The organism is Streptomyces rubrogriseus (assembly GCF_027947575.1).
GTDB classification, from domain to species: domain Bacteria; phylum Actinomycetota; class Actinomycetes; order Streptomycetales; family Streptomycetaceae; genus Streptomyces; species Streptomyces rubrogriseus.
The window spans coordinates 4528841-4543329 of the sequence record NZ_CP116256.1 but is presented as its reverse complement, the minus strand read 5'-3'; the positions used below and the strand labels follow the sequence as shown (position 1 = coordinate 4543329).

Here is a 14489-nt window from a genome sequence, read left to right as displayed (position 1 = left end):
AGGGAGAGCGCCCGGTCAGGAGGGGCGGCTGACGAGTTCGACGCCGGTCAGCTCCAGCAGGACGGACCCGCCGGGGCCGATCAGCGCGGCGTCGCAGCGTGCCCCGGTGTCGTGGGCCTTGCGTCCCCGCACCACACAGCGCACGGCGTCGTCCACCGGGCCCCGCCGGTACACCCTGCACTCCGCGACGGCCATCGGCAGGGTCGCCGTCCCGAGCACCTTCTCGCCCCAGAGCAGCGCGAGTTGCAGCGCGCCGTCCACGGCGGCCGGATCCAGCGGACCGTGCCCGCCCGGCCAGCCAAGGGACCGCAGGCCCGTTACCGTCGCCTCCGCCCCGTGCTCCGACACACCGCGCACTTCGCGCAGGGCGTGGAACCGGGGGCCGTGGAAGAGGACGCCCCCGTGGTACGGCGCGGCCACGTCGAGCGGCTTCAGGTCCCCCGGGGTGTCCCAGGAGGACCGGTCGGGCGCACCGTCGCCGGTGTCCACGACGGCACGGAAGTGCGCCGGGCCCTCCTCGCCCCGCAACTCCGCCTCCAGCCCGGCCGGGGAGCCGGGCGCGCCCCGGCTGCCGAACACGGTGAGCCGGTGGCCCACGCCTTCCAGCTCCGGCAGGTCGTACTTCCGGTACACCCGCAGATCACGCAGGACCAGCGGCCCCTCGGTCGGCAGCCAGGCCGCCGCGGCGCCCGCGAACCAGTTCAGGACCAGCGCCACGGGCAGCACCGGGACACCGGCGGGCGCGTGGTCGGCCAGCTGCGGCAGGGTGTCCGAGGTGACCAGCACCTGTGCGCGCAACCGCTCGTCCGCGGCGGCCGGCCTGTCGCCCGCCGTCAGCACGACACGGGCCTCGCCGGCCGCACCGTCCAGTTCGGCGGTGCAGGCCGCGGCCCCCTGGGCCGGGGGGATGAGCGGCACCCCGGCCCGGCCGAAGTGCGCGGCCAGGGCCGGGGTGACCATGCCGCCCTGCCAGGGTCCCCAGGCCACGCAGCGCACCAGGCAGTCGGGGCGGCGAGCCTGCTCGGCCGACGCGACCTGCTGGAGGACCTCGTTGGCCATGGCGTAGTCGCTCTGGCCCGCGTTGCCGAACACGGCGGCCACCGAGGAGAACAGCAGAATCGTGTCCAGCGGATCGTCCGCCGTCGCCGTCAGCAGGGCCCGCAGGCCGTCCACCTTCGTGGCCATGACCGGCTCGGCCTGCTCGTCGGTCTTGTCCGCGATCCGCTTGTCGGCGAGCACGCCCGCCCCGTGCACGATGCCGGTCACCGGCCCCCACGTCGCGCGCACCTCGCGCAGCGCCGCGGTGAGGGCGTCGGCGTCCCGGACATCCACCCTGACGTACCGGGCGGGCGAACCGGCGGCCTCCAACCCGGCCAGCGTCGCCCGTACTTCGCGGGCGGCGAGGATCCTCCGTGCCTCCTCCGCGATCCGGGCGGGCGAGGACCCCTCCGCATCGTCCCGGGCCCGCTCCGCGAGCAGTCGGGTGAGGGCCCTTTCGTCGGTGGCCGATGCCAGGCCGGCGGGCTCGGCGGCGGCCTCGGTCCGTCCGAGCAGGACGATCCGCGGCTGGTGGGTCCTGGCCAGGTCGAGCAGCGCGGCTGCGGTCACCCCGCGGGCACCGCCGGTGGCCACGATCACGGAGGTCTCGCCGATGCGCGGGGCGCCGCCGGGTGTGAGCGGGGCGGGCACCATCCGCAGCAGGGCGCGGGTGCCGTCCGCACGAAGGCCGACCTCCGTGTCGGCTCCGCCTTCGAGCAGTTCGCACACGATCGCGTCGGCGACCTCTTCGTCGTCCCGCCCGCCCCGCTCGCAGTCGAGGACCCTCACCTGGACGTCCGGCCACTCCTTCGCGGCGGTCCTCGCCAGTCCGGCCGTTCCGCCCAGCCACGCACGGCCGGGCGCGTGTCCGCCGAGCCCGAAGTCGCCGCCGGTGTCCTGGACGGTGACGAACAGGCCGCCGCCCTCGGCCGCCCGCGGTGCCAGCGCGCGCGCCGCGCGGAGCGCCGAGCGGTGGACCTCCCGGGCCTCGTCCGGTGTGCCGCTCGCGGACAGGCCGCCGAGGTGGATGACGCCGCGCGCCCCTTCGGGTACCTCCGCCACAGCGGTGGCGTCCACACCGCGCTCCGCCAGCTTCCGGGCCACGAGGCCGACGACCGGGCACCCCGTCACGTCCTCGCCGCTCACCACGACCGGCCCGTCCAGCAGCCCCGCCGTGGCCAGCCCGGACGCCGGGGACTCCACCATGCGCGGCGCCAGCCGGGTCAAGGGCGTCCACCCGTCCGCCCCCGCGTCACCGTCGGACCCCCCGGATCCGTCGCCCCGTACGGCCGGGACATCGACGGTCGTGGAGAACGGGGCGGCCTCGCGAGCCTTTGCCGGGGAGGGCTCGAACGCGTCCGCGCGGGGCGCGGGCACCCCAGGGACGCCCGGCTCCGGCGCGGACCCGGCGGCCCGGGCGCCGGAGGCGAGTGCCGTGGTGATCTCGCGCAGGGTACGGAGCTTGCCTAGCCGTCCGGCGTCCCCGACCGCCACGTCGCCCACCCGGCGGCGCACGGCCGACAGAATCTCGACACGCTTGATGGAGTCGACGCCCAGGTCCGCCTCCAGATCCATGTCCACGTGCAGCATGGCGGTCGGATAGCCGGTGAGGTCGGCCACCACCGACAGGAGCAACTCCTCCAGCTCCGAGGAAGACAGCTCCGAGGAAGACAGCTCCGAGGAAGACAGCTCCGAGGGAGCAGGCTCCGACACCGATCGGTCCGGCGCCGACGCGTCCCGTGCCGGTGCTTCGGTCGGCGGTGCCGGCTCCGATACCGAGGGGCGCACCGCGTGGCTCGCCGGAGGGGCGCTCGCCTCCGGCACGGGATACGGCGTCGCGGCCCCGACGACCGCCGCGGGAGCCGGCGCCGCCACGGGGGGCGCCACGGCGGCCGGTACGTCGAGCGGGCCGGCGGAGCGGGGGAGCGGCAGCGGAGCGGGTGCTGTCATGTCCGGGACCGCGCCCGGGACCGGCGCACCGAGCAGCGCGGCCAGGGTCGTCTCGGTCATCCTCAGGAAGGCCATATGGCTGTCCGTCAGCAGACGTTGACAGGCGAGGTGGGTCTCGGCGGTCTGCCGGTGAATGCTCTCGACGGCGAGCTGCCGATCGTCGCCGATGACCGGGCGGGCGTCAGCCGGCGCCTGGGCAGGGTGCGACGGCCCGAACTCCTGCTGCGAGGACGCGGCAGCCGGCACGTATACCGGTGGCGGTGGCACGTCGCCGGGGGGCTGCGAGGGCAGGGTGACCGCCGGTGCGGGGGCGGCGACAGCCGGTACGGCGTCGGGGCGCGGCCCGTATTCCGGGGCGTGCGTCGGTTCGACGTGCGGGGTTCCGGAGGGCGGGAGCTGACCGTAGTTGGCTCCACTGATCTTCACGGTCATTCGGGGCTCGCGCTCCTTCGCTGGTGTTCCGGGTGATGCGTAGGGGGTCCAGAGGGGGACGAGGTCGAGGGGAACGCCCCGTACGGCGAGTTCACCGAGCGCGGCGTGGAAGGTGTCGGCGCCCGCCCCGGCCGGCCGGTCAAGGGGCACGGCCGCGTGCTCACGGTCGCCGAGGATCTGCCCGACCAGGCCCGTGAGCGTGGCGCCCGCGCCGACCTCCACGAAAATCCGCACCCCCGCCGCGTACATCGCCTCGATCTGGTCCTGGAAGAGGACCGGCGAGGCGAGATGACCGGCGACCCGGCGGCGCACCGCGTCCGGGCAGGAGGGGTAGGGCGCCGCGTCCGTGTTGCCGTAGACCTCGATCCGGGGTTCCGAGAACGTCACCGTGCGCAGGTGGGCGGCGAGCGGCTCGACGGCCGGGGCGACCAGCGGGCTGTGGAAGGCGGTCGACGCGGACAGTGCGCGGGAGGCGATCCCCGCGGCCGAGAAGGCGCTCCTCGCCCTTTCGACCGTCGCCGCCGAACCTGAGAGCACCGTCTGACGGGGCGAGTTGTGGTTGGCGGGCCAGATGTCTTCGAAGCCACCGCCGGCCAGTACCTCCGTCACGCGTTCGCGGTCCGCCGCCACCGCCAGCATGGCGCCCGGGGTGGCCGCCGCCTCCCGCATCAGCTCGCCGCGGCGACGCGCCAGCCCGACCAGCGACTCCGCGTCCAGGGCGCCCGCGCAGTGCAGCGCCACCAGTTCGCCGAAACTGTGGCCGGCCACGCAGTCCGGCCGCAGCCCCAGTTCCCGCACCACGGCCAGCAGCGCGAGGGCGTGCACCGCCAGCGCAGGCTGAGCCCACTCGGTGGCGTTCAGCAGGGTCGCTCGGGCGTCACGCTCCTCCTCGGTGAAGGCGGGCGGCGGGAACACCGCCCGGTGCAGCGGCCTTCCGTCGAAGCGGGTGGAGCCCAGCCGGTCCCACACGGCCTGCGCGGCCGGGGCCAGCATCGCGAGCTCGGCCCCCATCCCGACGTACTGGGAGCCCTGCCCGGGGAACAGGAAGCCGATGCGGCCGGGCGCGGACTCTCCGTACGCGTACCGGATTCCGGAAGGGGCCGAGAACGACGCCTCGGGGCGCCGCCGGATGTGCGCGAGCGCCTGCGCGTACTTACCCCGCAGGTCGTCGGTGTCGGTGGCGACGACGGCGAGCCGCACCCGGGCGGTGGGCGAGAACGCGGCGTGGCTCTCCCTCGCCAGCTCGGTCAGCGGCCGCCCGTCCTCGGGCAGTTGTTCCTCCAGGGCGGACGGCGAGGCGGCGGCGAACAGGACCAGCTCGCTCGACGCCGTGCGGTGGCGCAGGGCAGGGCGGCCCGTGTTCTTCGGCGCCGGGCGCGCGGGGGTGTCCGCCTGCGTGCCCGACGAGGGGGTGGGCACGGTCGGCGGCGTGTATTCCTCCAGGGTGACGTGGAAGTTGCTGCCGCCGAAGCCGAAACTCGACACCGCCGCCCGGCGCGGATGACCGGCCGGCCGCACCCACGGCCGGGCCTCCGTGTTCACGTAGAACGGGCCGTCAGGGGCGGCGGCCGCCGGGTTCGGTCGTTCGACCTTGACTGTGGGCGGGAGCACCTTGTGGTGGAGGGCCATCACTGCCTTGAGCAGCCCCGCCGCACCCGCCGCGCACTTGGTGTGCCCGATCTGCGACTTCACCGAGCCGATCGCGCACCACTGGCCGTCAGGACGTCCCGAGGCGCCGAACACCGCGTTGAGCGCGGCCAGTTCCGCGGTGTCCCCGGCCTTCGTGCCGGTGCCGTGCGCCTCGACCAGCTCCACGGTCTCCGGCGGGTAGCCGGCCTCCTCGTACGCGCGTCGCAGGGCCCGTTCCTGGCCCTCGGGCAGCGGGGCGTAGATCGCTGTGCTCCGGCCGTCCGACGAGGTGCCGATGCCCCTGATCACGGCGTGGATCCGGTCGCCGTCGCGCTCCGCGTCGGACAGACGCTTCAGGGCGTACATCACGACCGCCTCACCGAGCATCGTGCCGTCCGCCGCCTCCGCGAACGGGCGGCAGTCGCCGCTGGGGGAGAGCGCGGGCGTCTTGGAGAAGCAGAGGAACATGCCGACGTCGTTCCCGGTGTCCACGCCGCCGCTGATGACCAGGTCCGCCCGGCGCAGGGACAGTTCTGCGACCGCCGTCGACAGGGCGGCCAGCGAGCTGGCACAGGCGGCGTCGGTGGTGTGGTTGACGCCGTGCAGATCGAACCGGTTGGCGATCCGCCCCGCGACGACGTTGCCCAGCAGCCCCGGGAAGGTCGACTCGCGCCACGGCTCGAAGCGGGCGGCGATGCGGTCGCACACAGCCTGCGCCTCGGCCTCGTCCAGCCCGCTCTCCCGCAGCCCCGCCAGCCACGCGGGGCGCTGGGAGCGCCCGTACATGTGCGGCAGCAGTTCGAGGGCGGCCGCCCCGAGGACAACGCCGGTCCGGTCCCGGTCGATCCCGGACGTCCCGCCGATGTCCCTCAGCACCTGGTCGGCGACCATGAGGGCGAGCAGCTGGGAGGTGTCCGTGGCCGGCAGATTGGCGGGAGGCACCCCGTAGGCCATCGGATCGAAGTCCACCTCGGGAAGGAAGGCGCCCCGGCGGGCGTACGTCTTGTCGGGGGCGGCCGGGTCCGGATCGTAGTGGTCCTCCACCCGCCAGCGGGAGGCGGGGACCTCGGTGATCAGGTCGCGGCCGCCGGTCACGACCCGCCAGTAGCCGGCTGCGTCCGTGGCGCCCGGAACCAGCGCCCCGACGCCGACCACGGCGATGGGGCACTGGCGGGGGGTGGAGCCGGACATGGTCTCTCCTCGGGGCCGGGCGGCGGCGGACGGTGCCGCGGCGGGGCCGCTCACGCCAGCTCGCGCGGCGTGTAGGTGAACGCCTCGGAAGGCAACGGAACGCCGTACGTGCGCAGTTGATGGGCGCGGGTGAGTGTCGCGGCCCCTTCCAGCAGGTTGAGGGCGATCTGCGTCACGGACCGGTGGAGCGGTTCTGCCAGGAAGGTGCCGGCCGCCCACCGGTTGAACGCGCCCATCGCCGGTCCGCACCAGATCTGGTAGTCGGCCCGCCGCGCGCTCTCCCCGGTGATCGCCCACCGGCTGGAACTGCCCAGGTACCAGCGGAACACCAGAGCCATGCGATGCCGGGGGTCGGCCTCCGCACGGACGGTTTCCGCCGGATTGCGCTCCTCCCAGAAGGCACGCGTGCGCTGCCAGACCTCCTCGAACGGGGCGCCCAGCACGTCGCGTTCGATGGCGGTACGCAGCGCGGGCGGGATCTCCTCCAGCGAGCCGTGGTCACGGTAGGCCGTGTACAGGCGGCCGGCCCGCCGGGCGAACATCGTGCCCCGCGACAGCACTTGCAGCTTCACGCCCAGCTCGAACATGTCGGCCGACGGCGCCATGGCGACATCGGCGATGTCCGCGTCGCACAGCATCGCCTTGGCCTCGTCGGACAGACCGGCCTCGACCGCCGTCTGGTTCACCGAACCGGTGACGACGTAGGACGCGCCGAGAGCGAAAGCGGCGGCCACCGCGTCCGGGGTGCCGAGGCCCCCGGCCGCGCCGAGGCGGACCGGCCGCCGGTACCCGAACCGCCGGCAGACCGTGTCGCGCAGGGCGGCGATCCGCGGCAGCAGGACCGACAACGGCCGGTTGTCGGTGTGCCCACCGCTGTCCGCCTCGACGGTGATGTCCTCGGCCACCGGCACCAGGGCCGCCAGAGCCGCCTCCTCGCGGGTCAGGCTGCCCCGCGCGACAAGGAGGTCCAGCAGAGCCGTCGGGGCGGGGGAGAGGAACCTCTCGGCCACCTCGGGACGGGAGAGCTTCGCGAGCAGCCGCGTACGCCGGACGACGCCGCCGTCCGCACCCCGGCGCAGGCCCCGCGCCGAGCACAGGACGACCGCAGGGGTCAGCTCCATGAACGCCGACACCGAGATCCGGGGGACACCGCGGCGCAGCAGAAGCTCCGCGACCCGCCACTCAAGCTCCGGTTCGGCCGGTGAGTGGATGAGGTTGACTCCCCAGTTCGTGCGGGACCCCAGCTCCTGCGCCAGGGAGTGCACAGCCCGCTCCACCTCCGGGAGGGGCAGGCCGCCCGCACCGAAGAAGCCGATCATCTCCGCCCGCGCCATCGCCGCGACCATGCCGGTGGTCGCGATGCCGTTCGCCATCTCCCCCGCCACATAGGGGAAGCGGACGCCGTGCGCCTCGCAGAAGGTCCGGCCGCCGAGCCACTCGGGGTACAGCGGCGGCAGCGTGCCCAGCACCGGACCGGCGGGCGGTGCCCCGGTCGCGAGGCCCAGCTCCCGGCCGTCCGGCCCGCTGACGACGTGCACGGGTTCCCGGATCAGCCGGACATGGTCGGCGATCCCCTCGGGGGAGAAGACCGGCGGACGCACGGGAAGGGCGTGGGGAGCGGCGAGAACGGACACGGAAGCTCCAACGGGGCGGGACGGTTGCTGCTGGTCGGGCGTACGCCGTCTGCGACGTACGGGAAGCTCAGGCGCACGGTGCGGGCGCAGGGGCGGGCGGGGTGTCCGGGGGCCGGGGGAGCGCCCCGCTCCTCGGGGCCAGTCCGGACCACAGCCGATCGAGACCGACCGGAGCGCAGACCGCCGCCGGACCGAGCAGGGTCCTCACCCGGGTGTCGTCGAACCGCCTCCGGTGGGTGAGGTAGGCCGTGATGCCCGGGTAGAAGTCGATCATGGTCTCCAGCGCCGAAGGGTCCTCCGGCTTGGCGTCGACCAGGTCGATCGAGAGGGGGACGAGCCGTTCCAGCAGGGCGACGACGGTGGGCACGGGGACATCGCGGTCATGGACGACGTGGTACGTGTCGACCCCGGGTGAGGACGGCAGTTCGGACAGGCGGACCATGACGTCGGCCGCGTGCTCCACCGGTAACAGGTTCAGCCGCCCGTGCGGGTGCCCCACCGTCCGTACCCGGGGCCGGGTCCCGGGGCCCGGCGACCCGGGAGCGCCGCGGGAAGGACCGTCCGGAGCCCCGGTGGGAGGGCCTGGGGCGGTCGGTGGTGCGGCGGCGGTGGCCCGTCGCGCGTCGCGCAGGATGCGCTCGACGACCTGCAGGGGGTGCGAAGGCAGCTCCGGGTGCGGGGGCACGTCCGTGACGAGGATGCTCGGCCGCAGCACCAAGGCCGGTCGCCCGTGCTCGCGGGACCAGGCGTGAACCAGCAGCTCCGCCTCGTACTTGGACTGTTCGTAGGCGTTCTCGAAACCGGCGCCGTCGTCCAGTTCGTCCTCGTACGCCACCCCGGTGCGCCGCGCGCCGGCCACGAACGCGGTGCTCACATGGCGCACCACCGGTTCCGCGCGCCCGGCGGCCGCCAGTTCCAGGACGTGGCGGGTGCCTTCGACATTGGTCCGTCGCAGCTCGGGAAGGTCCCCTTCCAGATGGATGCTTCCCGCGCTGTGCCAGATCTCGCCGAGGCTGTCGGCCAGCTCTCGGAACGCCCGTGCGGACAGGCCCAGCCGGGGCAGCGCCAGATCGGTCTCCACCACCCTCAGCCGCTTGGGCAGTCGTGCGAGGAACGCGCTCGGCGCACCCGTCAGTTCGAGGGCACGGGTGATGCGGTGCAGCGCGTCGCCCGAACCGGCGTGGGCCAGGACCGTCACCCACTCATGCGTGTCGAGCAGACGACGTAACAGGCGCAGTCCGAGGAATCCGGTGGCGCCGGTGAGTGCGACGTGCACGAGCGTGGCTCCCAGAGCGGTGAGAAGGGCGGTCCCCTGCCATGCGGGGCGTGCGGAGGCGGAGCACCGGCGGTGCGGCGGACCGGAAGCGGATACGAGCGGCACGGCGTCGACCGTCCCGCGGCGCGGGTCGTCGTCGGCGATCGCGCCGCGCACGGTCCGGATCGTCCCGCCGATCCGTGCTGCCGCTGCCCCCCGGCTCTTCCGACGCCCGTCCCGGACGGCGCTCACCAGGCCTTCGAACCCCGGTGATCTCCGGCGCCTTCCACACAATGGCAGACGGCGGACGGAACACACCCATCGATCCGCCCTGGCCACCCGAACGGAGGATGTCGCTCGACCGTGGGTGGCGCCGGCGCACGCCGCTCGGTCCGGTCCCTCTTTCGGGGGAACTCGTCGCGGTACCCCAGGATGACGCCCTCGCGGGCCGCGACCCGGGACACGGCCGCGCGCGCCGGGCACCGGGGCCCCGCCGCGGCACGGGAAAACGAGGCCGCGAGGTGCGGATAGCGGGTGGGCGGCGACCGTCGCGGAACCGTCCGGTACCCGCCCGCGGAGCCGGGACGGGCCGCAGCAGCCGGCCGACGCTGTCCCGGTCGCCGGTCATCCTGGTGAGCCGCCGGTCCCGGCAGCGCGACCGGCTCGGGTGGATGGGGCGCCCGGCTGCCGGAGTCCCGCCCTTCGCGCGCTGTCGTACCTCTGTCCCACCACCGGTGGTCGTCGCCACCGCCTCGGCCCGAACGGGAGCCCGCACCCGCATGCCCGACTCCGAGCAGTCCACCGTGTCCGCCCCGCCCACCGCGCCGGCGGGCCCCTCTGCGGGGTCCGACCGGCCGAAGCGTTCCGTCCCCCCGCCCTGTCATCCCACCCACGCGGTCGACCGCGCGTTCCTCGACCTGGAGCGCCGCCGCCCCGACGTCCGCTGGGACGCGGGCGGCGTCGCGTATCTCAGCGGCCCGCCCCCGAGCCTGGCCGATCTGCGCGCGTACGTGGCGTTCCGGCTCGGTGAACTGCCCCTGCTCACCAGCCGGGTGACGGGAGGCAGGCGGCCCGGGTGGCAGCCGTCCGAGGACTTCCCCGTCGACCGGCATGTGTACGAGGTGGTGGCCGACGGACCCGCCGACTGGGACAGAGCCCTGCACAGTGCGCTCAACGCCCCGTTCGCGCCGGGCGCCTACTGGGGGGTCTGGCTGATCCACGGCCACGAACCCGACGCGTACGCCCTCTGCTACCGCTTCCTCCACGCCTGCCAGGACGGCTCGGCCGCTGCCATGACGTTCCGCGCGATGCTGGGCGACGGGGAGCCGTCAGCGCGTCCACTGCCGGGCGGGAGCGGGGTGGTCGGCGTGCCCCGGCGGTTCGGCGCGGCCGCCGCGCTGGCCACGAGGTTCCTGGCGCGCACCTTCGCCGTACGCGGACACCGCCCGGACCCGGCCTTCGCCCCTACCGGTGAGCGGCGGCTGTGGCGGGGGCGCGTCCCCGTGGACACCCTGCGGCTGATCGGCGCCGGACGCGGTGGCTCGGCCCACGACGCGCATCTCGCCGCGCTGGCCGGGGCGTTGTCGGTGTGGGCGGCCCGCTCCGGCGTGCCGCTGCCCCGGGTGACGGCCGTGCTGCCCGTCGACGCGCGGCGGGCCGACGAGGAGCAGACCTGGGGCAACCGCTGCTTCGCCCTTCCGGTCGACCTGCCGGTTGGCCCCGCCCCGGGCCGCCCGGACGGCTCCCCGGACGAGGAGGCGCCGCTGCGACGGCTCGACCGGATCATGGCGGTGACCCGGAAGCTGCGGGGCCACACCTGGCGACAGGCCGTTCAGGACCTGGTCCGCTACATGCCGGACCGTCCCACCGCGTGGTACCTGCGCAGGATGCTGTCCCCCCGCGTCACCAACGTCATGGCCACGTCCATGCCGCTCGCCGAGAAGGGGAGCCTGGGGGAGACCCGGGTGACGGGGACGGCCCTGCTGCCGCTCCTCGTGCCGGGACACCTCTGCGGAGTGGGGCTGTCGTTCTTCGGCGACTGGGCGGAGGTGTCCTTCGTCGCGGACCGCGCCCTGCCGCTGGGCGAGCTGCTGCCGGAGCTGTGGGAACAGGCCGTGCGAGAGCTGGAGGAGAGCGTGCGGCGGTGATGAGCGGGTGTGCGGGCGCGGGCCCCTGCTGCCCCGTGCCCGCACGTGGCCGGCCCCGCCCCCGCACCGGCACGGGAGGGCTGGTCACACCGCGTCGGACACCGGAGCGGGACGAGGCGCGTCGGGGCGGCGAGCGGCGGCCCGGAGCGCTCGGCGCCTGCCCGCCCGCAGCTCCCTACGAAGGGCCCGCCGGTAGGCGCGGATGTCGATCTCGATCCCGTGCCGGTAGGTCGGCGCGTAGACCTTGTCGTGCCGTTCCCGCGCACGGGCGATCGACCGGGTCATCTCCGCGGGCGTCGGCAGAAGGACCTCCCCTTCGATCAGGTCGGCGATCCATTCGGCCTGCGGTTCGAGCAACGGGAAGGCCGCTCCCGCCGGTTGTGCGAGCCCCATGAAGAAGAGCCAGGGAAGCCGGGGCGGCACCGTGCGCAGATACAGCTCGGTGCGGCCGTCCGGCGCGGCGAAGACGGCGGGGTCCAGGAAGGGGAAGGACAGTGAGTACCCGGTGGCATACACCACGGCGTCCACGGCCTCGCGGCTGCCGTCCGTGAAAGACGCCGAGTCCCTGCCGAAGGAGCGGATGCCGGGCTTCGCGGTGACCGCGCCCCGGGCCAGCTGGACGAGGAGCTCGTCCGACGTGGAGGGGTGGGCGGCGAGAGGCCGCCGCACCGGTTCGGGGAGCCCGTAGAGCGCGGGGGTCCCACGGGCCAGCCGCAGCAGGAGTGCCATCGCCGGGTTCTTGAGGAAGCGGGGCAGAGCGGCCGCCCTGCTCACCGCCCAGTGGTCCGCGGGCCGCCCGAGCAGCATCTTCGGGAACACGTGCGCCACGGTGCGGGCGGAGAGGAACGTCCGCGCCGCCGAACGGGAGATCTCCGCCGCGATCTCGCACCCGGAGTTGCCCATCCCGACGACGAGCACCCGCTGCCCGGCGTACGGCGCGGGGGAGCGGTAGGCGTGCGCGTGGACGGCGGAGCCCTCGAACACCCCGGTCCCGGGCACAGCGGGGTCCGGAAGACGCGGGTCCCAGTGGTGCCCGTTGGCCACCACCACCTCGGTGTACCGATCGGTCACCGCCTCCGCCGCTCCTCGGCTCCGGCGGGTGACCTCCCAGCCGCCGCCCTCCACAGGGCGCACGGAGGTGACCTCCGCGCGCAGCGCGATGTGACCGTGCAGCCCGAAGGCCTCCGCGTAGCTCTCCAGGTAGGCGAGGACCTGGGTGTGGTGCGGGAAGACCGGGTAGGAATCCGGCATCGGCAACGAGGAGAAGGACATGCTCTCCTTGGAGATGTTCGCGTGCAGCGACGCGTACACCCCCGACATCCCGTTGTCGTTGCCATAGCGCCAGAGCCCGCCGATGCCCGAGCCCGCCTCGAAGCAGTCGAACGGGATGCCGCGCGAGGCGAGGACCCTGCTCGCGGCCAGGCCGGACGGGCCGGCTCCGATCACGCACGTTCTCCGCATGGCTGACCGGCCTTTCACATCAGATGGGTACGACCCTCCCGGAGCCCGGTCACGGTAGCCGCCGCCACCGCGACCGAGCCGGTTCCGGGCAGGCTTCCCGCCGCACGCGTGACGCGCGGGCGCCAGGTTGACACCGCAGGAAGCCGCTCTCCCGGCTGCCGTTTCCCCCGCCCGGCCGACTCGTTGGGCACGCGCGGACCGGTTCCGCGGACCGCAGGCCAGGTACGACGGAGCGAAGCGATGGACGTCCACGATGTGCACCATTCCTACCGGCAGCATGCCGTCCTGCGGGGCGTCGGCCTCCGGCTGAAGCCCGGCACCCTGGCCGGGATCGTCGGCGAGAACGGAGCGGGCAAGACGACCCTGCTGAAGATCCTCTCCGGTGAACTCCGTCCGGACCGGGGGACCGTGCACCACAGCGGCAGGTTCGGATACTGTCCGCAGACCGTGGTGCTGGACGACTCCTTCACCGTCCGCCAGCATCTCGACTTCTTCCGGAGCGCGTTCGGCCTCACCGGGCTCGAACGGGCCGAGGAGGTGATGGAGACACTGGCCTTCACCGAGTACCTCGACCAGCGCGCGGGCCGGCTCAGCGGCGGCTCGCGGCAGAAGCTCAACCTGACCCTGGCCCTCATGCACGACCCGGACGTACTCCTGCTGGACGAGCCCTACCAGGGCTTCGACTGGGAGACCTACCTGCGCTTCTGGGAACTGGCGACCATGCTGCGCGACGCCGGGCGTTCGGTGCTGGTCGTCTCGCACCTCGCGTACGACATCGACCGGCTGGACCAGCTCTGGCGCCTGGAGGGCGGGCGCCTGCACATCCAGCAACGGCCTGCGGAGGCCGCGGCGTGAGGCGGCACCTGTCCCTGTTCGTCACGGCATCGCGGTACGCGCTGATCGGACACGCCCGCAACCGGTTCGCGATGCTACTGGTGGTCGTGTACATCCCGGTGTGGATCGCGCTCGCCTATGTGACCATTCCCGATCAGCCCGCCCCCTTCCGGCTCCGGGCGACCGGCGAGGTGCTCTCCCCGCCCGGCAACCACCTCACTCAGATCACCGGCGCGCTGAACGCGGTCACCCTCATCGCAGGGTTCATGATGTTCGCGGCCACGTTCACCGGGGGAGCCTTCGACCGCCGACTGGCGATGGCGGGCTACCCCAGGTACCACCTCGTCCTCGCCAAGTTGTCCGCGCTCACGCTGGTCTGCGTCGCGATCTCCGTGTACGCCACCGCCGCCGCCGGGTTCGCCTGGACGCCGCGACAGCCCCTGCTGCTCACCGCCGCGCTGTTCGGCGCCGCCCTCACCTACGGCGCGCTCGGCGTGGTCTTCGGGTCGGTGCTCCGGCGCGAGGTCGAAGGGATGTTCGCCATCCTGATGATCAGTGTCCTCGACGTCGCCCTGCAGAACCCCCTCTCCAGCTCCGGGTCCGACAGTGCCGTCGTGCGCTTCCTCCCGACGTACGGGGCGGTTCAGGCCAGCATGTCCGCCGCCTTCTCCGACGCGTCGGGCGGCCGGGCGCTCCTGACCCAGTGCCTCTGGCTCACCGGCGCGTCGGCGGCGGGATTCCTGGTCTTCCGCCGACGTACCCGGAACGCGCTCCTGCGGCACAGGAAGCCATCGCTTCCGGCGTCCCGCGGCGCTGGAGCGACCGAGGGCCCCGGCGCTCACCGGCCCCCGGCTGAGTCCGGCCCGACGCCGGAAAGGGTGGGACCCGCCTGACCGCCCGGCTGCCCGGGGCCGTTCG

The 14489-nt window shown here is 74.2% G+C and carries 7 protein-coding genes; 3 read left to right on the top strand and 4 right to left on the bottom strand.

The annotated features are described in order from the left end of the window. Positions 1–15: 15 nt before the first annotated feature. The 3 genes from Sru02f_RS20750 to Sru02f_RS20740 form a co-directional block, all read right to left on the bottom strand. Positions 16–6240, bottom strand: a complete 6225-nt coding sequence (locus Sru02f_RS20750) for a type I polyketide synthase (RefSeq protein WP_174855106.1) — start codon at positions 6238–6240, stop codon at positions 16–18. A gap of 50 nt (positions 6241–6290) precedes the next feature. Beyond that, positions 6291–7874, bottom strand: a complete 1584-nt coding sequence (locus tag Sru02f_RS20745; protein ID WP_109032517.1) for a PfaD family polyunsaturated fatty acid/polyketide biosynthesis protein — start codon at positions 7872–7874, stop codon at positions 6291–6293. 67 nt (positions 7875–7941) lie between these two features. Next, on the bottom strand, positions 7942–9150 hold the full coding sequence (locus Sru02f_RS20740; RefSeq protein WP_174855107.1) for an SDR family oxidoreductase: 1209 nt from the start codon (positions 9148–9150) through the stop codon (positions 7942–7944). A 782-nt stretch (positions 9151–9932) separates the two neighbouring features. Here Sru02f_RS20740 and Sru02f_RS20735 point away from each other — a divergent pair. Further along, a complete protein-coding gene (locus Sru02f_RS20735) occupies positions 9933–11276 on the top strand; it encodes a hypothetical protein (RefSeq protein WP_109032591.1) in 1344 nt (447 codons plus the stop codon). Positions 11277–11360: 84 nt separating this feature from the next. Here Sru02f_RS20735 and Sru02f_RS20730 read toward each other — a convergent pair whose 3' ends face one another. Next, positions 11361–12722 (bottom strand): NAD(P)-binding domain-containing protein, encoded by a 1362-nt coding sequence (locus tag Sru02f_RS20730; protein ID WP_244941869.1) that lies wholly within the window; start codon positions 12720–12722, stop codon positions 11361–11363. Positions 12723–12977: 255 nt separating this feature from the next. Here Sru02f_RS20730 and Sru02f_RS20725 point away from each other — a divergent pair, with 255 nt between their 5' ends. Continuing rightward, positions 12978–13592: an ABC transporter ATP-binding protein gene (locus tag Sru02f_RS20725; protein ID WP_109032520.1), complete on the top strand. Its 615-nt coding sequence runs from the start codon at positions 12978–12980 to the stop codon at positions 13590–13592. Next, positions 13589–14464, top strand: coding sequence for an ABC transporter permease (locus Sru02f_RS20720; protein ID WP_109032521.1), 876 nt, complete (start codon positions 13589–13591; stop codon positions 14462–14464). The genes Sru02f_RS20725 and Sru02f_RS20720 overlap by 4 nt, the downstream gene beginning before the upstream one ends. Positions 14465–14489: the final 25 nt, after the last annotated feature.

Excerpts from the sequence above, each read along its gene's own strand:
- Sru02f_RS20750 (WP_174855106.1), bottom strand. The coding sequence starts at position 6,240 with ATGTCCGGCTCCACCCCCCGCCAGTGCCCCATCGCCGTGGTCGGCGTC.
- Sru02f_RS20725 (WP_109032520.1), top strand. The coding sequence starts at position 12,978 with ATGGACGTCCACGATGTGCACCATTCCTACCGGCAGCATGCCGTCCTG.